The sequence below is a fragment of the Pseudomonas sp. AL10 genome, assembly GCF_029960685.1.
GTDB lineage: Bacteria > Pseudomonadota > Gammaproteobacteria > Pseudomonadales > Pseudomonadaceae > Aquipseudomonas > Aquipseudomonas lactis.
The window spans coordinates 323,575-347,304 of the sequence record NZ_JASBQZ010000001.1; the positions used below are offsets into that span (position 1 = coordinate 323,575).

Consider the following 23,730-nt stretch of genomic DNA (forward strand, 5'->3'; position numbering starts at 1 on the left):
TTCTACCTTTCTTAAAGCGACGAGTATTTCTTGCGCAGACGCTGACGAATCAGCTCGGCGAGGGTGTTCATGATGAAGGTGAATAACAGCAGCACCAGCGCCGAGAGGAACAGCACGCGGTAATGACTGCCGCCCACTTCCGACTCGGGCATCTCCACCGCAACGTTGGCCGCCAGGGTGCGCAGGCCCTCGAACAGGTTCATCTCCATCACCGGGGTGTTGCCGGTGGCCATCAGCACGATCATGGTCTCGCCCACGGCGCGGCCCATACCGATCATCAGCGCCGAGAAGATGCCAGGGCTGGCAGTGAGGATGACCACGCGGGTCATGGTCTGCCACGGCGTGGCACCCAGGGCCAGGGAGCCCAGGGTCAGGCCGCGCGGCACGCTGAACACGGCGTCTTCGGCGATGGAGTAGATGTTCGGGATCACCGCAAAACCCATGGCCAGGCCGACCACCAACGCGTTGCGCTGGTCGTAGGTAATGCCCAGATCGTGGGAGATCCACATGCGCATGTCACCGCCGAAGAACCAGGTTTCCAGGTACGGGCTCATGTACAGCGAGAGCCAGCCCACGAACAGGATCACCGGGATGAGAATCGCGCTTTCCCACCCATCGGGAACACGCAGGCGGATCGACTCAGGCAAACGGCTGAAGACAAAGCCGGCGACCAGGATGCCAATCGGCAACAGCATCAACAGGCTGAAAATGCCCGGCAGGTGCCCTTCCACATACGGCGCCAGGAACAGGCCGGCGAAGAAGCCGAGGATCACCGTCGGCATGGCTTCCATCAGCTCGATCACCGGCTTGACCTTGCGGCGCAGGCTCGGTGCCATGAAGTAAGCGGTGTAGATCGCTGCGGCAACCGCCAGTGGCGCCGCCAGCAGCATGGCGTAGAACGCAGCCTTCAAGGTACCGAAGGTCAACGGAGCCAGGCTCATCTTGGGTTCGAAGTCAGTGTTGGCGGCCGTAGATTGCCAGACGTATTTAGGCTCGTCGTAGTTCTCGTACCAGACCTTGCTCCACAACGCGCTCCACGACACTTCCGGGTGCGGGTTGTCGAGCAGCAACGGTTGCAGCTTGCCACCCGCCTCGACGATCACACGGTTGGCCCGTGGCGACATGCCGAACAGGCCCTGGCCGTCGACCACCGGGTCCACCAGCAAGGTGCGGTGGGCGGTGCTGTGGAACACGCCGAACTGGCCAGCAGCATCCAGGGCGGTGAAGCCTTTGCGGCGCTCTTCAGCGCTGATTTCGACGACGGGCGCAGTGCCCATCTGGAAGGTGCGGATCTGCTTCAGGCGCTGTTCGCCATCCGGGTCGCGGGCCATGAACCACTGGGCCAGGCCGCCTTTGGAGTTACCCAGGATCAGCGAGATACCACCAACCAACTGGGTGCTGGCGGTGATTTCGGTGTCGGCGTCTTCCAGCAGTTTGTAGCGACCGTTGAGGCTCTTGTCGCGCAGGCTGAACACGTCGGCCAGGGCACGGCCGTTGATCACATACAGCCACTGCTGGCGTGGGTCGATGAAGATCGCCTTCACCGGCTCGGTCATCTGCGGCAGCTCGACACGTTTCTGCTCGCTGGTGACTTCACCGGTCATCATGTTTTCTTCACGGCTCAGGGTCAGCACGTTCAAGTGCGAACCAGCGGAACCTGCCACCACCAGCGAGGTGTCGGTGGCGTTGAGCGCGACGTGTTCCAGAGCGCGACCGGCGTCATCCAGCACGATCGGCGTTTCGCCGTAGGGGTATTCGATTGCCGGGGTGATGGTTTTCTTGCCGTCCGGGTACGACACCTTATAGGTGTGGCGGAACACCAGGGACTGGCCATTGGACAAGCCGAGGATCACCAGCGGGCTGCCCGGCTGGTCTTCACCAATGGAAGCAACGCTGGTACCGGCGGGAATCGGCAGGTCGACACGCTTGAGCTCGGCACCGGTGTCCACGGCAAAGAACAGCGCCTGGCCCTTGTCGGAAACCCGCATGGCGACTTGGTTCTGTTCTTCGAGGGAAATCATCAACGGCTTGCCGGCGTCTTGCATCCAGGCGGGCGTCAACGCGTCTTCCTTGGTCAACGAGGCGCCCTGGAACAGGGGCGCGACCACGTAGGCGAGGAAGAAGAAGATCAGGGTAATGGCAGCCAGCACGGCGAGGCCGCCGACCAGCACATACCAACGGGTGAAGCGATCCTTGAGCGCGCGAATGCGGCGCTTGCGTTGCAGCTCAGGCGTATTGAAATCAATGCGCTTGGGAGGGGAAGTCGTCGTCATGGTGGAATTGGCCAGATCATTCATGCGCACACCCTAGCGATCCTGTATGACAGAAAGATGACAGTGCAGTGACGCAACAAATCCGCCGCGAAGCAGGGCTGGCAGCGGATAAAAAATTAGGGATGCAGACTGCTTATGTGGGAGCGGGCTTGCCCGCGATGGCATCAACACGATTTCAACGCTAAACCGCGTCGCCAGCATCGCGGGCAAGCCCGCTCCCACAAAAAAGCATGCGTCTACATCAGGTATCGCAGGCTTAGTTGCCTTCTTTCAAACCCAGGTCAGCCAGGGCCTTGGCGGCGACTTTGGCTGGCAGTGGGATGTAGCCGTCTTTGACCACGACTTCCTGGCCCTGCTTGGACAGCACCAGTTTCACGAACTCAGCTTCCAGCGGCGCCAGTGGCTTGTTCGGGGCTTTGTTGACATACACGTAGAGGAAACGCGACAGCGGATACTTGCCGTTCAGGGCGTTTTCTTCAGAGTCTTCGATGTAGTCAGTGCTGCCTTTCTTGGCCAGTGGCACGGTCTTCACGCTGGCGGTCTTGTAGCCGATACCCGAGTAACCGATGCCGTTCAGCGAGGAGCTGATCGACTGCACGACCGAAGCCGAGCCCGGTTGTTCGTTCACGTTTGGCTTGTAGTCGCCTTTGCACAGGGCTTCTTCCTTGAAGTAGCCGTAGGTGCCGGATACCGAGTTACGCCCGAACAGTTGCACTGGCTTGTTGGCCAGGTCGCCGGTCACGCCCAGGTCACCCCAGGTTTTCACATCGGCTTTGGCGCCGCACAGACGCGTCGAGGAGAAGATCGCATCGACCTGTTCCATGGTCAGGTGCTGGATCGGGTTGTCCTTGTGCACAAATACCGCCAGAGCATCCACCGCAACCGGGATTGCCGTTGGCTTGTAGCCGTACTTCTGCTCGAAGGCAGCCAGTTCGGTGTCCTTCATCTTGCGGCTCATCGGGCCCAGGTTGGAGGTGCCTTCAGTCAACGCAGGTGGCGCAGTGGCAGAGCCGGCAGCTTGAATCTGGATGTTGACGTTCGGGTATTCCTTTTTGTAACCCTCGGCCCACAGGGTCATCAGGTTAGCCAGGGTATCGGAACCGACGCTGGACAGGTTGCCCGACACACCAGTGGTCTTGACGTAAGCCGGGATTGCCGGATCAACACCAGCGGCCACCGCGTTGGCGGTCGCAACGCCAGCAGCGACAAAAGTCATTGCCGCCATCAAACGTTTCAGTTTCATGCCTTGCTCCTAGCAGATAGGGATAATTGGATCGGGGCCAAGTATCGGCAGGCCGTGTGAACACTCTATGTCTTAAATATGACAATTAGATGAAAGGCCACTATCGGGAAGCGAAGTAAAAAACAGAACAAACACGTTCACTGTGGTGAGGCAGCCTACTCCCCCACCACAGTGATCAGGCGGGTTTTAGCGGCCGTGTTTCCACAGGTAGCCGCCTACCGCCATCCCCATCACACAGAGGATAGCCACGTAGTAAGCCGGCCCCATCGGGCTCTCCTTCATCAGCAGCGACACCACCAATGGCGTCAGCCCGCCGAACACGGCATAAGCAACGTTGTAGGAGAACGACAGGCCACTGAAACGCACCACCGGCGGGAAAGCTTTGACCATCACGTAGGGCACCACACCGATGGTGCCGACAAACAGGCCAGTCAAGGCATACAACGGGAACAGCCAGTCCGGGTGGGCCATCAGGCTGTGATACAGCGTCCAGGAAGTCGCCAGCAGCAGTGCGCAACCGGTGACCAGCACGCGGCCGGCGCCAAAACGGTCGGCCAGCGCACCTGCGGCGATGCAACCCAGGCTCAAGGTCACGATGGCCAGGCTGTTGGCCTGCAGTGCCACCGTGGGGCTGAAGTGATAGATAGTTTGCAGCACGGTCGGGGTCATCAGGATGACGACCACCACGCCGGCCGACAGCAACCAGGTCAACAGCATCGACAGCACAATGGCGCCACGGTGATCGCGCAACACGGCGCGCAAGGGCAGTTCAGCGGCCAGGCTCTTGCGTTGCTGCATCTCGGCGAAGATCGGGGTTTCATGCAGCCAACGACGCAGATACACCGACAGCAGGCCGAATACGCCGCCGAGCAGGAAAGGAATCCGCCAGGCGTAATCAGAGACCTGTTCCGGTGTATAGGCGCTATTGATGGCGGTAGCCACCAACGAGCCCAGCAGAATACCGGCGGTGAGGCCGCTGGTCAGGGTGCCGCAGGCGTAGCCGATGTGGCGCGGCGGCACGTGCTCGGAGACGAACACCCAGGCGCCCGGTACTTCGCCGCCAATCGCCGCGCCCTGGATGATGCGCATCAGCAGCAACAGGACCGGCGCCCACAGGCCGATCTGCGCGTAGGTGGGCAGCAGGCCCATGATCAGGGTCGGCACGGCCATCATGAAGATGCTCAGGGTGAACATCTTCTTGCGGCCCAGCAGGTCACCGAAGTGCGCCATGATGATGCCGCCCAAGGGGCGGGCCAGGTAGCCTGCGGCGAAGATGCCGAAGGTCTGCATCATGCGCAGCCATTCGGGCATGTCGACGGGGAAGAACAGCTTCCCAACCACGGTGGCGAAAAACACGAAGATGATGAAGTCGTAGAACTCCAGCGCCCCACCCAGGGCAGACAGCGACAGGGTTTTGTAGTCGTTGCGGTTAAGCGGTCGTGCGGGCGGCGCAATGCTTGAAGGCACTGTGGTCATGGCAAGGCTTCTCTTATTAGTCAGATCAGGAATCCGCAACAGCGTGGGTTTGCGCCTGGCAGGTCCGGCACGATAGCAAATTGCCCGGAAAAGCACAGTCCAAACCCTTGCGCCGCATCAGCGCCACCTCGCAAGCATCCCCACTTGCGAAGCGCCTTATTCCCTTTCCGAATTGTTATGGGGGGCCGAAAACGCCATCAGATACTGACGGCCAGCGCTAAAAAGAAACAATGGTCAAACCCCTCAACTTGAATGACCGTTTTGGCCAATTTTTTGACGCCTGGAAACTCGTCTATATAGATGCACAAAATCAGGAGCAGATGGTCGTCGCGCAGGCTATCGACCGATATACTCCCAGCCCTGCACCTGTCTATTGCGTGGAAGTTGCGCGAAACCGTCGTTGGCACCGGCCAGCCGATTTCGCAGAGTTTCCCTCAAGGCGCCTTTCGAAAAACGTGACGAACGTAGTATGTTCGGGGCTGAATCGTTTTTCCAAGACGGCTATTCACCGATTACATAGTCCAAGAGTCACGGGTCAGAGGCACCCCCGGCATGATCGAACTCGAACAAGAAGATCCTATCCCGCAAGGCGATCTCGCCCTGCAAATCACCGCGCTTCCGCGTGAAACCAACGGCTTTGGCGATATCTTCGGCGGCTGGTTGGTCGCGCAGATGGACCTGGCGGGCACGGCAATGGCCAGCAAGGTCGCCGGTGGGCGCGTGGCCACCGTGGCGATTGATCGCATGGCGTTCCTGGTGCCGGTGGCCGTGGGTGCGCAGCTTTCCTTCTATACCCAGGCCCTGGAAATCGGCCGCAGCTCGATCCAGATGATGGTCGAAGTGTGGAGCGACGATCCGTTGTCCAGCGAATGGCGCAAGGTGACCGAAGCCGTATTTGTGTTCGTCGCCATCGATGGCAGCGGCCGCACGCGTTCGGTACCGTCACGGGCGCGTTAAACCTCGCCGGGTTTTAACGGTCAATTGCCCCATTGCCTGCCATTAAGAGAGCTTTGTCATGCCTACGCCCCACGTTGAGACGGTAAAAATCGACGAGCTGGACTGCTGGCGCATCCGCCACAACGGTGCCGAGCTGATGGTGGCCCAACAGGGTGCGCATATCTTCAGTTACCAGCGCGAGGGCGAACAGCCGCTGATCTGGCCGAACCCTGAGGCCGTGTTCAAGCAGGGCAAAGGCATTCGTACCGGCGTACCGGTGTGCTGGCCGTGGTTTGGGGTGTTCGACCGCAACCCGCAAAGCGTCAGAGCCATGCGCCAGAGCGATCAGCCTGCCGGCGCCCACGGTTTTGTGCGCACCGCGCGTTGGGAGCTGGCCACCACCGAACTCGACGGCCAGACGCTGCGAGTGGACCTGGTATTGCCGGTGCCGGCGGGCGGCTTTCCAGGCTGGCCCCATCAGGTAGACCTGACGCTGAGCCTGCTGCTGGACGATCACCTGCATATCCGCCTGACCAGTCACAACCGTGGCACCGACACCGTGACCCTCAGCCAGGCATTGCACACCTACTTCGCGGTGAGCGATGTGCGCAAGGTGCAGGTCGAGGGCCTGGATGGCGTGGATTACATCGATACCGCCGATGGGTGGGCCGAGAAGCAGCAAGCCGGGCTGCTGCACTTTCGCGCCGAGACAGACCGCATTTACCTGAATACGCCTGCACAGTTGAATATCGTTGATAGCGACTGGCAGCGCCGTATCCAGCTCACCAGCGAAGGCTCCAAATCCACCGTGGTCTGGAACCCCTGGACCGAACGCGCCAAGGCTTTCGACGATATGGCCGATGACGGCTGGCAGGGTATGTTGTGCATCGAGACAGCGAATGTGCTGGATGATGTGGTGAACCTGGCGCCCGGCGAAAGCCACACCTTGGGCGTTCGTATCACGGCCCTGGCCTTGTAAACCCAATCAAATGTGGGAGCTGGCTTGCCTGCGATAGCATCGCCTCAGTGCAACTGACACACCGAGTCGTCTGCATCGCAGGCAAGCCAGCTCCCACAGAGATTGGTAGCGCCAGTTAGAGATCAGATTCCTTTACTACCCGCACCTTCCCCGCCTCCAGCGCATACGCGGCATCCGCCAAGTCGTTATTGACCTTCTCCACCTTCAACGTGCCCGTGACCCACAGCGGCGTGTAGATATCATCCAGCTTCAGCCCCTTGGGATAGCGCACCAGCACCAGTTGGTTAGGCGGCGGTGGCGGCACGTGTATGCAGGCGCCCGGGTAAGGCACCAGGAAGAACAGCGTGCTGCGGCCCTTGGCGTCCGTTTCAAGCGGCACCGGGTAGCCACCAATGCGGATATTCTTGCCGTTCATGGCCGCTACGGTCTTGGTGGAATACATCACCGCAGGCAAACCTTTGCTCTGCTTCAAGCCACCCTTTTCGGTGAACGTGCCTTGGGCTTCGGGGGAGTTGTGGTCGATCTCGGGCATGGCCTCGAGGGCTTTCTGATCCGACAGCGGCATCAGGTCGAGCCAGTCGGTTTCCGGCAGTTCGCCAGCGTGCGCCAGGCCAGAGCCCAGCAGAAGAAGCGTTAACAGAAGACGGCGCATGGAGAGGCTCGGCAAATACAAGTGCCGAGCATTCTAGCCCTCTGCGCCTGCGCAGCGCAGAGGACTTTGTCGGCTGATTACTTCTTTTTGATCAGGCCGTAGATCACCAGCAACACGATGGCACCCACAAGCGCGCCGATGAAACCTGCGCCCTGGCCTGCCTGGTAGATCCCCAGGGCCTGACCGCCGTAGGTCGCGGCCAGGGAACCGGCGATACCCAGCAGGATGGTCATGATCCAGCCCATGCTGTCGTCGCCAGGCTTGAGGAAGCGCGCCAGGAGGCCGACGATCAAGCCGATAAAGATGGTTCCGATGATACCCATGGCATTTCCCTCTGATTGGTATGAGTCATGCCAAAGCCTAGTCAGGCTTTGGCATCCTGCAATCAGAGAGACGCAGAACCCCAATGGTTCCCGCCAGGGCCAGGCTTATTGTTCGGCGATCAGCGCTTCAACCTTGAGGATCTGCGCCTGCAGCGTCGCGCGGTCCTTGCAACGCAGGTTGGCGTGGCCGACCTTGCGCCCGGCCTTGAAGGCCTTGCCGTAGTGATGCACGTGGCAATCCTTGATCGCCATCACGCGCTCCACTGGCGGCACAGAACCGATGAAGTTGAGCATGGCACTCTCGCCGATCTTGGCCGTGGAGCCCAACGGCAAGCCCGCCACCGCCCGCAGGTGGTTTTCGAACTGGCTGCACTCGGCGCCTTCGGTGGTCCAGTGCCCGGAGTTGTGCACACGCGGGGCGATTTCGTTGGCCTTCAGGCCACCGTCGACTTCAAAGAACTCGAACGCCATCACGCCGACATAATCCAGTTGCTTGAGGACGCGGCTGGAATAATCTTCGGCCAGGGCCTGCAGCGGGTGGTCGGTGCTGGCCACGGAAAGCTTGAGAATGCCGCTGTCGTGGGTGTTGTGCACCAACGGGTAGAAGCGGGTTTCACCATCACGGGCCCGCACGGCGATCAGCGACACTTCGCCGGTGAACGGCACAAAGCCTTCCAGCAGGCAGGCGACGCTGCCCAGCTCGGCAAAGGTACCGACCACATCGGCGGCGGTGCGCAGGACTTTCTGGCCCTTGCCGTCGTAACCCAGGGTGCGGGTTTTCAACACCGCCGGCAGGCCGATGCTGGCGACTGCGGCGTCCAGGTCGGCCTGGGACTGGATATCGGCGAAGGCGGGTGTCGGAATGCCCAGGTCCTTGAACATGCTCTTTTCGAACCAGCGGTCGCGAGCGATGCGCAAGGCTTCGGCGCTCGGGTACACCGGCACGAACTGCGACAGGAAGGCCACGGTTTCAGCCGGGACGCTTTCGAATTCGAAGGTCACAAGGTCGACTTCATCGGCCAGTTGGCGCAGGTGGTCCGGGTCGCTGTAGTCAGCGCGCAGGTGTTCACCCAGGGCCGCAGCGCAGGCGTCCGGCGCCGGGTCCAGGAAAGCGAAGTTCATCCCCAGCGGCGTACCCGCCAAAGCCAGCATGCGGCCCAGTTGGCCGCCACCGATTACACCGATCTTCATCAATAACAACCTCAGGCGATGCGTGGGTCTGGATTGTCCAGCACGCTGTCTGTCTGCTCAGCACGGAATTTTTTCAGCACCGCATGAAACTGCGGGTGCTTGGCGCCCAGGATGCTGGCCGACAGCAAGGCTGCGTTGATCGCGCCGGCCTTGCCGATCGCCAGGGTTGCCACCGGGATGCCGGCCGGCATCTGCACGATGGACAACAGCGAATCCACGCCCGAGAGCATCGACGACTGCACCGGCACGCCAAGCACGGGCAGGTGAGTCTTGGCCGCACACATGCCAGGCAAGTGCGCAGCGCCGCCGGCACCGGCGATGATCACCTCGATGCCACGGGATTCTGCTTCATCGGCATACTGGAACAGCAAATCCGGGGTGCGGTGGGCGGAGACCACCTTCACTTCGTACGGAATGCCGAGTTTTTCCAGCATATCGGCGGTGTGGCTAAGGGTGGACCAATCGGACTTGGAGCCCATGATCACGCCAACCAATGCACTCATCGTCGTGCCTCTTCTCTCTGGGCGCCCGCAGGCGCGTCAAAAAACAACAAGCCACGCGGGAGACCGGCGTGGCTTGGTGTACGAATTAAGGCCGGTTGGACCGGCCGAAGGCCGCGCAGTATACCGTAATAATCCAGATAAACAGCCCCTGGGATGACCATCTGTCTAGCGGCGCAAAGTGGCGGTTTTATTGACTTAAGAGTCAGGCGCGAGGTCCATTCGATGGGTCTTGGCAATGGCATCGATCATGACCGACGAGACCCCCGTTTTTGCAGCGATCACGGGCCATTGCATCACCGCTTCATGCACCTCGCGGATGATCTGCTTGGCCTTCAGCCCTTTGATCTGGCTGCCCACACTGAGCAGGTCAGCCACCACAAAATTGTCGCGCTTACCGTTGATACTCATCTGATGGCTGTCGACCCAGAAGTTTCCAGGCATGTAGGACCAGGTAACGTCATAGGCAGGCGACAAATACCAGGTACCGTCAGTGTCCAGTAAAAAGCTGATGTTCTTGGTGTGGTCGTCCTGGTTTCGGGCGATCACGTTGAACACCATGCGCCTGAAAAACTGCTCCGCCTCCCGACGCCCCAGTTTCAGCGCCCTGAACACGTTCAGAGCCTCGGCGTAGGAGTACTCACCTGGTTTTTTGTAGTCGGCATGATCCAGTGCACACAAGGTCGCGGTGTGAATCTTGTCACCTTCATCGGTGCGGTCGAATCGCTTGGTCATGAAGTGAGCACGCCCGCCCTCTTCAAGCAGACGGCACTCAGTCATTACCACACCGGCTTGCCTGGCCATCAGGTGGTAGGCATATTCAATGCGACCAAACCCCTGGCTATCGGCAAGCACGTCGGTGTTTTTTGCGACATCGAACTTGAGCAACCAGTAGCTATAGCCTTTGGGCGCTGGAACCTGCCCTGACCTGATATGCCCTTCGCGATTGATGGCAATGATCGCCTTTGCGCGAGCGCCACCGGCACTTGTGCCCACCTGGATCAAGCGCTGCAACGCGGCGTCGTCCACGCTAGGGTCATTGGATGTCAGCCGGTCCTCCAGGCTTTGGCGCCCCGAGAGCACCTCCCCAGCCAACTGGGCCAACGCCGCGACCTCGATGGTTTCGGCCTCATTGGCCTCAGTGTTCATGGCCGGCCGATATTCCAGCGCGCCCATGCCGCGATTACCTTGGTAGAGGAGTCGATCCACCGGCGTGAACGAAAGCTTGTCGCGACCCTGCTGCGCCAACCATGCGTTGATCAAGGCATTACCGAAGTCATCCGGAAGCGAGTCGGCAAAAATCGCCGGAAGCGCCTTATAGGTTTCCCGGTTCAGGTTGGTGAATGCGTAGGTGTACTCGGCGCGGGCGGGCATGTGAATGGGCGAGATCTCAAGCCCCGTGGAGACAAACTCGGGTGAAAACTCGAACTCGCCCACCTGGGTTGTCTCGTCCCAATTGAGCGCTCCGACGTATAAACCCCATAAATAGATCTGTGCAATCACCAACGGGTGTCCTTTTTGACTGCGTCGGGCACAAGGCGCTTTTTCTGGCCCGGTATAGAGGTGGTTTCGGATGAGTCTTTGCGGGTGGTATAGGCGCGCTGACGTTTTTTCCCAGCCATTTTCGCCATCTGGATGGGGCTTGAACGCACCTCCTCGACCAGAGAACTCAACCGATCCAGTTCCCCGATCACCCGCAATACCGCAATCAGATTGAGCAAGGTGCCCTTGCCCGCCATCAACTGCCGTAACGTCGTGCGGGAAATACCCGCCTCCTCGGCAACCGTTTCCTGATTGATGTTCTTCTTCACCCTCAAGGCTTCAACGCGCGAGCCAATCGTTTGTGCGATAGCTTGCTCACTCATCGTCGTCATTCGCATTTTGTGCAGTTTCCTGATCAAAAGATGGATTTACACAAACCTCTGATCAGTATTCTAGCCAATATTTATCCCGGCAAGTGATCACGTATTGAACAATACTTTTTGGGCAGAAAAATGATCAAAACATGATAAAAATCGATTTATTGAGCACTAAACCACTCAATTTCATTCAAGCGAGACCTCGATCTCCTTGCGCTGCCCCACCTTCCAGCTTGCGCCACAACAACCGCACATTCGCCTTGCGCACCAACGCGCAGCGATACAAGCGAATCTCCAGCGGCACATGCCATTGCGGCCCGCCGCACACCACCAGTTCGCCCCGTGCCAACTCTGCACGTACGCTCAACTGCGGTACCCAGGCGATACCCAGGCCTTCGAGCGCCATACTCTTGAGGCTGTCGGCCATGGCGGTTTCGTAAATGGTCGTAAAGCGCAGGGCCCGCTGGCGCAGCAGCAAATTCACCGAGCGGCCCAGGAACGCGCCGGCGCTGTAGGCCAGCAGCGGCACACTGCCCTCGCCTTCCAGGTCGAACAGCGGCTTGCCATCGGCATCGGCGGCACACACCGGGAGCATTTCGGTGTTACCCAGGTGCAGCGACGGGAAAATCTCGGCGTCCATTTGCATCGCCGCGTCCGGGTCATAGAACGCCAGCATCAGGTCGCAACCGCCTTCGCGCAGGGCGTGCACGGCGTCGCCGACGTTGGTGGCCACCAGCCGCGTGGCAATGTTCAGCCCTTCGTTGCGCAACTGCGCGATCCAGCGTGGGAAGAACCCCAAGGCCAGGGAGTGGGCGGCCGCCACTTGCATGACTTCGCCCTGCCCGCCTTCCAGATGATGCAAATGGCGCAGCACTTCGCCCAGCTGTTCGACCACCGTGCGCGCCGTCACCAGAAACAACTGCCCGGCCGCTGTCAGCTCCACCGGCGTGCGTGAACGGTTGACCAGCGTCAGCCCCAACGCGGCTTCCAGGCTGCGGATACGCCGACTGAACGCCGGCTGGGTGACAAAGCGCCGCTCAGCCGCCTGGGAAAAACTACGCGTCGCCGCCAGGGCGCTGAAGTCTTCCAACCACTTGCTCTCAAGGTTCATCACTGCCTCCCACGGAATGCACCATTTTGGCACACACGCCCGCCAAGATAACCGGGTCACATCCACATTATGCCGTTTGTGCATAGGCCAGTGTTTAACAGCATTGGCCCAAAAAGTTCTACAAGCCTAGCATTCGCAGCGTTCCGGCCAGTCCCGGGTCCATATTGAGATGATTTCCGTCATGTCCTCTGCTGCATCTTTCCGTACCGAAAAAGACCTGCTTGGCGTACTCGAAGTACCGGCTCAAGCGTATTACGGCATCCAGACCCTGCGAGCGGTGAATAACTTCCGCCTCTCGGGCGTTCCGATTTCGCATTACCCGAAATTGGTGGTCGGTCTGGCAATGGTCAAGCAAGCAGCGGCTGACGCCAACCGCGAGTTGGGCCAGCTCAGCGAAGCCAAGCACGCTGCCATCAGCGAAGCCTGTGCTCGTCTGATCCGCGGCGATTTCCACGAAGAGTTCGTGGTGGACATGATTCAAGGCGGCGCTGGCACTTCAACCAACATGAATGCCAACGAAGTCATCGCCAACATCGCGCTGGAGGCCATGGGTCACCAGAAGGGCGAATACCAGTACCTGCACCCCAACAACGACGTGAACATGGCGCAGTCGACCAACGACGCCTACCCGACCGCGATCCGCCTGGGTCTGCTGCTGGGCCATGACGCGCTGCTGGCCAGCCTCGACAGCCTGATCCAGGCGTTCGCCGCCAAAGGCGCCGAGTTCAGCCATGTGCTGAAAATGGGCCGCACACAATTGCAAGACGCCGTGCCGATGACCCTCGGCCAGGAATTCCGCGCGTTCGCCACCACCCTGGGTGAAGACCTGGCCCGCCTGAAAACCCTGGCGCCAGAGCTGCTGACCGAAGTGAACCTGGGCGGAACCGCGATCGGTACCGGCATCAACGCCGACCCGCGTTACCAGGCCCTAGCCGTACAACGCCTGGCCACCATCAGCGGTCAGCCGCTGGTACCGGCGGCCGACCTGATCGAAGCCACCTCCGACATGGGCGCTTTCGTACTGTTCTCCGGCATGCTCAAGCGTACTGCCGTGAAGCTGTCCAAGATCTGCAACGACCTGCGCCTGCTGTCCAGCGGCCCACGCACCGGCATCAACGAGATCAACCTGCCGGCTCGCCAGCCAGGCAGCTCGATCATGCCCGGCAAGGTCAACCCGGTCATCCCGGAAGCGGTCAACCAGGTAGCGTTCCAAGTCATCGGTAACGACCTGGCCCTGACCATGGCAGCCGAAGGCGGCCAACTGCAGTTGAACGTGATGGAGCCGCTGATCGCCTTCAAGATCTTCGACTCGATCCGCCTGCTGCAACGGGCCATGGACATGCTGCGCGAGCACTGCATCGTCGGCATCACCGCCAACGAAGCCCGCTGCCGCGAACTGGTGGAACATTCCATCGGCCTGGTCACCGCGCTGAACCCATACATCGGCTATGAAAACGCCACCCGCATTGCGCGTATCGCGCTTGAAAGCGGGCGCGGCGTGCTGGAACTGGTGCGTGAAGAAGGCTTGCTCGACGACGCCATGCTCGACGACATCCTGCGCCCCGAAAACATGATTGCCCCACGCTTGGTCCCGCTGAAGGCCTAAGCGTTTGTTGCACCGCTCACCAGGCTGAGGGACTAGACACCTCTCACCTTTTGAGGGCTTGAAGACTCGTTCTTCAGGCCCTTTTTTTTGCTCTGGGCCTTACCAGGGCCGATGATCGAAACCTGTAAGCTGCTCAATTTCCTCGATACTCAATGCTTCACCACCGGCAGCGTCGATCAGGTGCTGGGGAAACTCTGGCAGTTTGCCTGTGCCTGAAGTGCGCAATGTCTCACCCGGTTGCAGCGGCGGGCCGTCTTCTTCCATGTAGCGCCGGATATGTTCCCAGAGGCGCCAGAGGGGGGCGTCGTTCCACGTTTCTACGTAGCCGATATAAGTGAAATCTTTAAGAGTACGTGGACTGTCGGAGTCGGCGCACAGTAGGGCTAAGTTATAAGACTCGCGGGCGGTTTCACCCAGCATTTGCATATACTTATAGCTACGCACATGAATACAATCCCATGAATAGGTCTTCATTTCTGCGATTATTCCTGGCTGCCAAAATTTAAAAAACGACAGAGATCGTGGCGTTGACACAGTAACTGTTCGTGATTTTCGATTGAAAAGAACAGGAATATCGCGGGCTTTAAAAAAGGAAAGTCGTGTGAAAAATGACACGCAAAATAGGCTTGGAACCAACAGAAGAAGAGACAGTATTGAGAGATGATGAAAACCCGTGGTCATTAGCATTAATCCCCCCATAACAACAAAAGTAGCGGAAAAAAAATCATAACAATGCTCATAAATGTCATTTCGCCAGTTCCTGCAGGCCCTCCCACGACCATCGCATTTGGATGTACACTTGTTACAGCATTGCAGCTGCTAGCCTGAGCATGCACAGAACGCTCTCTATCTGGTGAGCCTAGACGCCATGGGTCACCCCCTATAAGCATTTGGCACTGCTCTTCATCAAAATCAAACCAAGGTTCTGACTTTTCCCATATCGGTAACAAAACATCATATTCTGGATTTTTTTTGTTCATGATCAGCGCTCTGAAAATCTCTCATCAATTAATAACTGCCCACCTGTATGATCATCATACAAATCAAAAGATGCAGAGGCTCCGGGATACATCAACATCTGTGCCTGCACGGTCACAACTGTCAAATTTTCTGACTGATTTACTTCCGGTTCCAGTACCCCATCAAAATTCTTTTGTACGATCATGGAATGTTCAGGATTGATTGCCCTGTATACTAAAACTCTATTACCATCATTGCGATGCAAATATATCGATATATTCCATTGCATTATTTTCCTCAAATACTCCGGGATAAATACGCGCAATCTGGCTTGTTTAAAATAAATTTTTTCTTGATTTTCCAACACAAATGGATTGTCCGCCGCTATCGTTGACGCCTTCAAGTTATCGAGCAGACTCTGGCTATAGTCAAACTCAACACTGAGCCCCAGCAAAATTTTATTTAGTGCTTCCTGCTCTCGTTTGATCGAGCCCCACTGATCATCCGCACGCCCCCATATACTGCGCGCTATCCACTCTTCCATCTGAGTGTCTTGCAGCAATGCGGCGATGTAACCGGCAGTCATGCCAACAGCAACTAATATCAGTGTCCAGCCAGTCCATGACAAACCCGCACCAACAGTCGTAATCCACTTAGCGGTTAATGCAATAGACAAACTATTTGTCACTCCTGCCCCAACAAATGCAACGGTTTGTACAGCGAATGCTTCAAAAGCCTTTTCATCATTTTTTTGAAATTCGGAGTTGGCTGTAAGCACTGAAAATACGGCTTCCACTGCAATCCCTGCAACACCAAAAAAACCCGCCGCAATCTTCAACCCCCTCGCCACCGACACACTCTGCTGCTTCGCCACCGCCTCACTCAACTCCAACACCACCGACGTCAACCCCAGCCCCGCACCCAACAACATAAACGACGCTTTACGCCGCTCTTCTTGCGTCCCCGTTTCATACAACTGGCTGGCCTTATTCAGGGACAATGCATTTAACACCCCCGCCGCCGCACTCAGCGGCGCAGCGCCGTCTCGCAGCACTTTCGCGCTTTCATTAACCAATCGGGTCATGACTTCAGTTGCCTTGACTCCCTGCCCCACTAACTGGGTCAATGTCTTGGGCAAGGTCTCGCGAGTCAGCAAGTAGACCTCTATGAGGTTCGACGAGGACTTCGGTGCCCCGATCAAATCCAGCGCCAGTGCACCACCCACCGCCAAGCTGCGCACTTGCCTGTCCACCGTCTGCACTCGCTGGCTGATCGCATTGGCTTGCGCTCGCCACCAACGTTGCGCGTCAGTCAGGGACATTTTCAGAGGTTGCGCGGTGACACCTTGCGGGGCAGTAGAAGCGACAATCGCCTGCATCAGTTCAGTGAGTGCCTTGCGCATATCTGCACCCAACTTGCTGTGTTTATCCAATATGGCAGCCGTAGCGCCCACCAATAGAATCAACCCGTGACCATATCCAGAAAGCACCAGTTTCAAGGTAGGCATTTGCTCTTTGATTAATCTCGCGCCCCAAACGCTGTGCGCCACCCGCTGATCGGCTGTCAGAACACTTGTGTGCGAAACCTCCGGGGCGGATTCTTCAAATAGCTTCAGCAGTGTTTTGGCTTCCTTGAGCAACTTCCCGGCTTTAAACGACTCAAAAAAATCTGCCTGGTTACCCAACAGTGCCCGCATCAACAGATTGTTCTTGTCCTCCGGATCTTCCGTCAGAAAATCGGCATACCACTGCACACTGTGTTCGGTCATCGGGCCGCCTACCGTCAGCAAGCTCACCAGATGGGCGTAATGCATGCCGTCCATTCGATTGGCCGTGTCGCAGTCATTGTCCGTCACGCACCGACGCGGGGCGCTGCGTAACCATGCGCCATAGTCCGGCTCCAGTGAGCGACGGCGCTGTTCATCCTCGTTGGCCAGCCTGTTGAAATTGCCAAGGAACTCACGAAAGGCGTAGTCACCTTTTCCACCCTCCAGTTTGGCCAGCAGGTCCTCTTTGACGCTGGCAGACTGGGCATCGACCCAACGCGCACTGGGTAAGCGAACGGTGCCGTTGTCGCGGTCTGGATAGAAGGTGGACGGGTCATAGCGGTGCACGATAAGGTTCGGCTCAAATTGCGCGTCCGGTGGCAGCGTTCCCGCCTGTTTGGCGGACTCGAAATCGAACCTGGTAATGGGCTTGCCTTGGCATTCTTCGTACTGACGCAACTGCGCTTTGCGCGCCTGAGTGCGTGCGTCTACTTCACGTAACAACCCCTCAATGCTCATTGCTGTTTGCAAGCGCCATTGCCCCTCGGGCTGCTGCTCCAGCCACTGGGTTGCGCTATTACAGAGCGTACTGCGCAACGTGGCAGCTTCGTGGGTAATGCCCACCGCATCGGGCACGCAAACGACTTTTACATCGCGGATCGAATACCCGCCGGCTTCACACAAGGCTTGAGCCTGTTGCATCAGGTCGCCCGCGCGTTCCGGACGTTTTTGTGCAATACCGGGCTGATCGGTTAACTCAAGTGATGGGTGCGGATTGCCGCGTAACGCGCCATAGGGCAAATGCTGGTCATAGTCGGCAATGGCTTGACTGATCAGCGACTCGCTGATGGCTTGGCTGCGCGCGCTGCTGCCCTGCAGCGCGTTAACTTGGCTCATGCGCTGGTTTCTGAGTACGGCATCGCGTGCATAGCGATCACGTACGCCCTCGCTGAACGGATGGTCGCTGTAAGTCACCCACACCTTGCCGGTATGTTTGGCATAGGGAATGACGAACAGCATCGCAATGGCGTAGGAACTCGTCCGGGTACAGGCGAAGTCTTGCGCGGCCTTGTCCGGGCTCATTGCAAGGCCACTAAGCGCATGAGGTGTCAGGTAGCCACCAGCGTACACCCGGAACGCCTGCCATCCGTTTTGCACCTTGATAAGCGGGGTGTGAGGCGTTTCGTAATAAACCATCACATAACCCTGGCGCAGCGTACGCATCACATAACGCGAATAGCTCAACGCAACCGGCGCGCTTTGCCCGTCTAACCAAGGGCCAATGACGGGTTGCTTACCCTGCGCGTAGCGGGTGTCGGCAAGGCCGGGGCGGACCAGTAGCATCGGCAAGCCGGACTTCAGGCAGGCGTCACAACCGTGCGCGTCGCCACTGGCATTGGAAGCGAGCGCCGCCGCCCGCTCTGCGTTGGCTGCATAACGGTTTACAGGATGTTCCGTCATGATTTTGAGCTCTCGGCATCGAAATAAATATCGTCCAGTTCGGCGCGCATAGCCTCCCACTGCACATCACTGACAGCACCAAGCAGTGTGCTGAGCAGGGCTGCTCCCTTCATGGATTGATGAATGAGGGCGTGAATCTTGGGGTGCGCCAGTAGACGCAAATGAACTTGCAGTGAATAGGCAGCCAATAGGGCAACGTCTTCAGGCTTTCCCAGAGCATGTTTGGTGGTCAGGGTGAGGATGTCCTCAACCCTTTGAAGATAGTCGGGAGGCAACTCAGGAGAAAATGTCAGCCATCCACTGATGATCGTTTGGGCAAGCGCACACTGGCGGACGTGTGTTCGCTGCGTCGCATCCAGCAAAAAACCAGGCCGACCGGTCGGGAGCGCACGGGGCGTAGCGGATGAGTACTGGCGCAACTTACCTCGCCTATCAAGCGCCCACCACTCAACGATCGGCCCTAGCAGATCGGTTTTTTGACGAGGGGAAAGTGCCGGCCAGATCCACTCCAACACACGACAATCTTGCCAGCGAAGACACCACCAACGATTGCCCTCAAAGAATGTCCGTTCCATGCAGGCGGCTAAATGACGAGCAATCACAGCGCCGCAGGCTTCGGAACGCAACCAACCGCAAATTGAAGAGGAACCGGCCATGACTTGTGTTTGCTGAGCAAGCATTAGCGCTGCGCTTTCATCTACTAAAGCCTTGGATTTGGGATTGAGTTGGATAAGTCGCGGAAGTTGATCTCCTTTGAATGAGGCGAATTTGAGAGGAACACAGAACGTTTCGCAGGGAAACTCTTCGATAAACGCCTGCATCAAGGGTTCGTGTGCGTAAGGGTCAACCAGTAAAAAAGCCCTGAGGTGATCATCCTTATGCAGGTATTGATTTAGGGCGGTAATGGAGGGCGGACCACTCTCTGATGCAGCAATAAACATCCCCTCACTCCTGAGTTTTACAAGAGTGCAGAGCGTAAACAAACAAGATCGCTAAGGATTGTCAGAACATTCCTTGTTTCACGACGGGCATTTCCTGAACCCCGTACAACATCAATGGCTGGAGTCGTTACCCGACGGAGAAGACCCTCTGCACCGTCATGTCGCTTGTTTTACATATAAAACAAACAAGCCCTTTCGTAACTTGCCCGCGTTACCTGATAAAGCACCGACCGAGTGCGTCTTCCCATCCAATACACAAACGGTGTGCAGTTTCGTGCCATATAAAAACAATGGTTTCATATATGAAACGCTCAAGAATTAACCTTAGTCTCGCAACCAATTAATTTAAAAGGAAATTTAACAAAAACTTGTAGGAATTAACTCACTGGCATTGTTCATGCACTAAACGGCGTATCACCTATAAAACAGACCAGAGTACCTTCCTGATGGCTGTGAAAGAGATGTACGCCGTGACGCCCCAATGGAATACGCCCGCACTTAAGGAAGAGCTGGAGCCGACTGAAATTGAATTCCGTAATGTCGGTAAATGTTTCCCAGCCAAAGGTAAAACCGAAGCGCCATTTGCCATTCGCGATGTGAACTTCAAGATCCGTCGCGGCGAGGTCGTGTCGATCATCGGTCCGTCCGGCTGTGGCAAGAGCACCATCCTCAATATGGGCTCTGGCCTGTATCGCCCCACTGAAGGAGAAGTCTTCGTGGGCGGCGAACCGGTGACCGGGCCCGTGCCACAAGTCGCGTTCATGCTGCAAAAAGATTTGCTGATGCCGTGGCGCAGCATTCGCCGCAATGTCGAACTGGGCCTGGAGATTCAAGGCGTGCCCAGCGCGACCCGGCAGAAGGTAGCCCTGGACTTGCTCGACCGTTGCCACCTCAACGGCTTCGCCGATCACTACCCGTTCCAGCTCTCCGGCGGTATGCGCCAACGCGCTGCCCTGGCACGCACCCTGGCCATCGACCCTCAGGTGTTGTTCCTCGACGAGCCGTTTTCCGCCCTCGACGCTCAGACCAAGATGATCCTGCAGCAGGACATGGCGCGGATGCTGTTCGATGAAAAGAAGACCGCGCTGTTCATCACCCACGACCTGATCGAGGGGATCGCCATGTCTGACCGGTTGCTGGTCATGAGCGCCCGCCCCGGCACCATCATCGAAGAAATCAGCATCGACCTGCCGTTTCGCGACAACCCGCTGGAGCGCCGCAAGCTACCGGAGATCGGCCCGCTGGTCGGTCGCCTGATGGAGCTGCTGCACGTCGGCGCCGACACCGAACTGCACTGATTGCCGCGCTTGCGGCCCCCAACCGATTCAGGAGTTCCCATGCTCAAGTCTCTGTTCCAACGTTTCTGCGCGCTCAGCCTTGGCCTCGGCCTGACCTGCGCGGCCCAGGCGCAGCCAACCGACGTCACCTACCTGCTGCCGGCCCCACCTAACTTGCCAGCCTTTGCACCGTGGATCATCGCCAAGGAAAAAGGCTACTACGCGGCCCAGGACCTGAACCTCACGTTCATTGCCGCCAAAGGTGGCGTCGACGTGGCCAAGCAGATCGGCGCCGGCAATGCCCTGCTCGGCGGCGCCATCGGCGACACGCCGATCATGGTGCGCGGCAACGGTATTCCGGTGCGCGCCGTGGCGGTGCTGGGTGCAGGCGGTGTGACCATGATCGCCACCCATTCCAAGGACAACATCAATAACGTCAGCGACCTCAAGGGCAAGACCATGACGGTGATGTCGTATTCCGACACCACCTATTACGCGCTGCTCGCTTCGTTGCGCAAGGCCGGCCTTGGCAAGAACGACGTGGACATCCAGGCCGCTGGGCCTGCCGGCGTCTGGCAACTGTTTACGGCCAACAAGGCCCAGGCTATGGCCGGCGTGCCGGACTGGATGGTCACCGCCGAAGAAGCCGGCGCGCAGATCAAGCTGATTCCCCAGGAGCAGATCTTCGAAAGCATGGCCCAGGCCATCCTCGCCTCGGATGACGCCATCAAAAACCACGCCCAGGTGGTGCGCGGTGTGGTGCAGGCCACGCTCAAAGGCATGCACGACATTATCCAGGACCCGCGTGCCGCCGCCGTCACCTTTGCCAAAGCGGTCCCGACCTACGCCGGCAAGGAAGACTCACTGGAGAAAATCTTCAAGCTCTATGTCGAGCACGTCTACGCCAACCAGCGCGTACTGGGGCACATCGACCCCGAGCGCCTGGACAAGGTCCGCCAGTTCTACGTGAGCGAAGGCATCGTCCCCCGGGAAACCCCGCTGGATGAGCTGTTCACCAACCAATTCGTCGACAGCCCGGTCGCCGCGCAATAACGCACCGGACAACAAGGTACGCATACGATGAAAAACCTGAACCCCTCCGTGCTCGGTAGCGTGGCGCTGCTGATCCTGTTCCTGGCGCTCTGGCAATGGGGCCCCGGGCTGCTCGGCATGCCCGAATTCGTCATGCCCAAACTCAGCCGCGTGGCCCAGGAAAGCCTGGTGATGTGGCACAGCGGCGGCCTGCTGCAACACACCCTGATCACCGCCATGGAGATCGTCGTCGGCTTCGCCCTGGGCGCCTTGCTGGGCGTGATGATTGGTGTGTCCCTGGGCCTGTCGCCCGCGGCGGAAGCAATGCTGTCGCCCTACATCCTGGCGTTGCAGATTGCACCGAAGGTCGCCTTTGCGCCGCTGTTCGTGATGTGGCTGGGCTACACCATCTACCCGAAAATTCTGATCGCAATCCTGATTGTGTTTTTCCCGGTGATGATCAACGTGCTCTCGGCGATCCGCACGGTCGACCCGGACATGATCAACCTGGTGCGCACCATGAACGCCAGCCGCTGGCAGATCTTCCGCCTGGTGGAATTTCCCTCAGCCATGGCCGCGCTGTTTTCCGGCCTGCGCATCGCCTCCACCCTGGCGGTGATCGGCGTCACCGTCGGCGAGCTGGTCGGCGGTAACCAGGGCCTGGGCTTCCTGTTGGTGGACGCCGAGGGCCAAGGCAACACGGCCGGTGTATTCGTCGCCATCGTCATGCTCACCCTGATTGGGGTGGTCGCCTACGGCGCCGTGGTGTGGGCAGAAAAACGCGTCCTGCACTACATGCCCAAAGCCATGTTGAGCACGCAATGATGACCGACCGTAATCGTTTGCTCGAAGGTCGCCGCGTACTGGTGACCGGCGGCGCCCGTGGCCTGGGTTACGGGTTCGCCCAGGCCATCGGCCAGGCCGGTGCTCGCGTGGTGATTGCCGATGTGCTGCAAGACCGTGTGCAACAGGCGGCGTGTGAACTGCAAGCCCTGGGGCTGGACGTGCAGGCTGTCACTGTCGACCTGGCCCAGCCTGAGTCGATCCAGGCATGCATCACCGCGACACTCGATTTGCTGGGCGGCCTCGATGGCCTGGTGAACAACGCCTCCATCACCAACTCCGGTGGCAAAGGCTGCGAAGACCTGAGCATCGACACCTGGGACCAGGTGATGCAGGTCAACGTGCGCGGCACCTGGCTGATGACTACCGCCTGCCTGCCGGCACTGCGTGCCAGTGGCCACGGCGCCATCGTCAACCTGGCCTCCGACACGCCCCTGTGGGGCGCGCCAAACCTGTTGGCCTACGTTGCCAGCAAGGGCGCAATCATCGCCATGACCCGCAGCCTGGCCCGCGAGCTGGGCGCCGACAACATCACGGTCAACGCCATCGCCCCTGGCCTGGTGCTGGTGGAAGCCACCGCCTACGTGCCCGAGGCTCGTCACCGTTTGTACAACGACCAGCGGGCCATCCAACGCCCGCAATTGCCCGAAGACGTCAGCGGCGCCGTGCTGTTCGCGCTGTCCGACCTTGCCCGCTTCATCACTGGACAAACCCTGCCGGTCAACGGCGGGTTCGTCATGCCTTGATCTGGAGACTGTCATGACTGATCTATCTGCCCAAAACGACACCCCGAAAAGCTGGGACCGCCCGGCCGGCGCCAGCCTGGAAAGCTGGATGAACACCCGTATCGCCCGTTACGAAACGCGCAAGTACGACTGGGATGCGCTGAAGTTCCAGGCCGACTACGACCCCAAGTTCCGCCGCGCACAAATGCGCTACATCGGCACCGGCGGCACCGGCATCAGCACCGACATGAACACCATCCCGTCGGAGCATTTCACCTTTTCCACCATGGTGATCCCGGCTGGCCACGAAGGCCCGCCGCACCTGCACATCGATGTCGAAGAAGTGTTCTTCGTACTGCGCGGCAAGCTCAAGGTGGTGCTGGAAAAAGACGGCGAGCGCTTCGAGACCATCCTCACTGACCGCGATGTGATTTCCGTGCCACCGGGCGTGTACCGCGAAGAGATCAACATCGGCGACGAAGACGCGTTGATGTGCGTGATGCTCGGTGCGAAAAAACCCATCACCCCGACCTATCCGCCAGAGCACCCTCTGGCCTCGATCAAGCGCGGATAAGCC

General features: G+C 58.7%; 22 protein-coding genes. 8 read left to right on the top strand and 14 right to left on the bottom strand.

Annotated elements, in window-relative coordinates:
- Positions 1-11: 11 nt before the first annotated feature.
- The 3 genes from QK296_RS01545 to QK296_RS01555 form a co-directional block, all read right to left on the bottom strand.
- Positions 12-2,045, bottom strand: a complete 2,034-nt coding sequence (locus QK296_RS01545) for an ABC transporter permease subunit (protein ID WP_169855745.1) — start codon at positions 2,043-2,045, stop codon at positions 12-14.
- 484 nt (positions 2,046-2,529) lie between these two features.
- On the bottom strand, positions 2,530-3,516 hold the full coding sequence (locus QK296_RS01550) for a phosphate ABC transporter substrate-binding protein PstS (RefSeq protein ID WP_003195633.1): 987 nt from the start codon (positions 3,514-3,516) through the stop codon (positions 2,530-2,532).
- A gap of 186 nt (positions 3,517-3,702) precedes the next feature.
- Positions 3,703-4,983: an MFS transporter gene (locus tag QK296_RS01555; protein ID WP_282390554.1), complete on the bottom strand. Its 1,281-nt coding sequence runs from the start codon at positions 4,981-4,983 to the stop codon at positions 3,703-3,705.
- Between the two features lie 561 nt (positions 4,984-5,544).
- Between QK296_RS01555 and QK296_RS01560 the strand changes: the two genes are divergently transcribed.
- Together QK296_RS01560 and QK296_RS01565 are read left to right on the top strand one after the other, a co-directional pair.
- Entirely contained in the window at positions 5,545-5,949 is a 405-nt protein-coding gene (locus tag QK296_RS01560) for an acyl-CoA thioesterase (protein ID WP_003176975.1), read from the top strand.
- A 58-nt stretch (positions 5,950-6,007) separates the two neighbouring features.
- Complete coding sequence (locus QK296_RS01565; RefSeq protein ID WP_003195637.1) at positions 6,008-6,907, top strand: D-hexose-6-phosphate mutarotase; 900 nt, start codon at positions 6,008-6,010, stop codon at positions 6,905-6,907.
- A gap of 115 nt (positions 6,908-7,022) precedes the next feature.
- On the opposite strand, the gene QK296_RS01570 is transcribed toward QK296_RS01565, so the two are convergent.
- From QK296_RS01570 to QK296_RS01600, 7 genes are all read right to left on the bottom strand, one after another.
- Positions 7,023-7,559 (bottom strand): DUF3299 domain-containing protein, encoded by a 537-nt coding sequence (locus QK296_RS01570; RefSeq protein ID WP_003195640.1) that lies wholly within the window; start codon positions 7,557-7,559, stop codon positions 7,023-7,025.
- A 77-nt stretch (positions 7,560-7,636) separates the two neighbouring features.
- Positions 7,637-7,882 (bottom strand): GlsB/YeaQ/YmgE family stress response membrane protein, encoded by a 246-nt coding sequence (locus QK296_RS01575; RefSeq protein WP_005792540.1) that lies wholly within the window; start codon positions 7,880-7,882, stop codon positions 7,637-7,639.
- Between the two features lie 105 nt (positions 7,883-7,987).
- Entirely contained in the window at positions 7,988-9,073 is a 1,086-nt protein-coding gene (locus QK296_RS01580; RefSeq protein WP_003195644.1) for a 5-(carboxyamino)imidazole ribonucleotide synthase, read from the bottom strand.
- Between the two features lie 11 nt (positions 9,074-9,084).
- The gene (gene purE, locus QK296_RS01585; protein ID WP_003195648.1) at positions 9,085-9,576 is read right to left on the bottom strand and encodes a 5-(carboxyamino)imidazole ribonucleotide mutase; all 492 of its coding nucleotides are present in this window, start codon (positions 9,574-9,576) and stop codon (positions 9,085-9,087) included.
- Between the two features lie 195 nt (positions 9,577-9,771).
- On the bottom strand, positions 9,772-11,076 hold the full coding sequence (locus QK296_RS01590) for a type II toxin-antitoxin system HipA family toxin (protein WP_282390526.1): 1,305 nt from the start codon (positions 11,074-11,076) through the stop codon (positions 9,772-9,774).
- Positions 11,073-11,453 (bottom strand): helix-turn-helix transcriptional regulator, encoded by a 381-nt coding sequence (locus tag QK296_RS01595; protein WP_032900943.1) that lies wholly within the window; start codon positions 11,451-11,453, stop codon positions 11,073-11,075. Before QK296_RS01595 ends, QK296_RS01590 begins: the two co-directional genes overlap by 4 nt.
- Positions 11,454-11,622: 169 nt before the next feature.
- Positions 11,623-12,543: a LysR substrate-binding domain-containing protein gene (locus QK296_RS01600; protein WP_003195655.1), complete on the bottom strand. Its 921-nt coding sequence runs from the start codon at positions 12,541-12,543 to the stop codon at positions 11,623-11,625.
- 181 nt (positions 12,544-12,724) lie between these two features.
- Here QK296_RS01600 and aspA point away from each other — a divergent pair, with 181 nt between their 5' ends.
- Complete coding sequence (gene aspA / locus QK296_RS01605) at positions 12,725-14,149, top strand: aspartate ammonia-lyase (RefSeq protein WP_003195657.1); 1,425 nt, start codon at positions 12,725-12,727, stop codon at positions 14,147-14,149.
- A 99-nt stretch (positions 14,150-14,248) separates the two neighbouring features.
- Here aspA and QK296_RS29025 read toward each other — a convergent pair whose 3' ends face one another.
- From QK296_RS29025 to QK296_RS01625, 4 genes are read right to left on the bottom strand one after another with little or no spacing between them, the layout of a single operon-like run.
- Positions 14,249-14,848: a DUF6708 domain-containing protein gene (locus QK296_RS29025; RefSeq protein WP_348775203.1), complete on the bottom strand. Its 600-nt coding sequence runs from the start codon at positions 14,846-14,848 to the stop codon at positions 14,249-14,251.
- Positions 14,836-15,129 carry a hypothetical protein gene (locus QK296_RS01615; protein ID WP_282390528.1) on the bottom strand — a complete coding sequence of 98 codons (294 nt, stop codon included), beginning with the start codon at positions 15,127-15,129 and terminating at the stop codon, positions 14,836-14,838. The genes QK296_RS29025 and QK296_RS01615 overlap by 13 nt, the downstream gene beginning before the upstream one ends.
- 2 nt (positions 15,130-15,131) lie before the next feature.
- A complete protein-coding gene (locus tag QK296_RS01620) occupies positions 15,132-18,335 on the bottom strand; it encodes a T6SS effector BTH_I2691 family protein (protein ID WP_282390529.1) in 3,204 nt (1,067 codons plus the stop codon).
- Positions 18,332-19,276, bottom strand: a complete 945-nt coding sequence (locus QK296_RS01625; protein WP_282390530.1) for a DUF4123 domain-containing protein — start codon at positions 19,274-19,276, stop codon at positions 18,332-18,334. Before QK296_RS01625 ends, QK296_RS01620 begins: the two co-directional genes overlap by 4 nt.
- A 461-nt stretch (positions 19,277-19,737) precedes the next feature.
- Here QK296_RS01625 and QK296_RS01630 point away from each other — a divergent pair, with 461 nt between their 5' ends.
- From QK296_RS01630 to QK296_RS01650, 5 genes are read left to right on the top strand one after another with little or no spacing between them, the layout of a single operon-like run.
- Positions 19,738-20,574, top strand: coding sequence for an ABC transporter ATP-binding protein (locus tag QK296_RS01630; protein WP_050499539.1), 837 nt, complete (start codon positions 19,738-19,740; stop codon positions 20,572-20,574).
- Between the two features lie 39 nt (positions 20,575-20,613).
- Complete coding sequence (locus QK296_RS01635; RefSeq protein ID WP_282390531.1) at positions 20,614-21,606, top strand: ABC transporter substrate-binding protein; 993 nt, start codon at positions 20,614-20,616, stop codon at positions 21,604-21,606.
- Between the two features lie 27 nt (positions 21,607-21,633).
- Positions 21,634-22,410 carry an ABC transporter permease gene (locus QK296_RS01640; protein WP_034134082.1) on the top strand — a complete coding sequence of 259 codons (777 nt, stop codon included), beginning with the start codon at positions 21,634-21,636 and terminating at the stop codon, positions 22,408-22,410.
- A complete protein-coding gene (locus QK296_RS01645) occupies positions 22,407-23,174 on the top strand; it encodes an SDR family oxidoreductase (protein WP_034134083.1) in 768 nt (255 codons plus the stop codon). Before QK296_RS01640 ends, QK296_RS01645 begins: the two co-directional genes overlap by 4 nt.
- A gap of 13 nt (positions 23,175-23,187) precedes the next feature.
- Entirely contained in the window at positions 23,188-23,727 is a 540-nt protein-coding gene (locus QK296_RS01650) for a cupin domain-containing protein (protein WP_014720525.1), read from the top strand.
- Positions 23,728-23,730 lie beyond the last annotated feature (3 nt).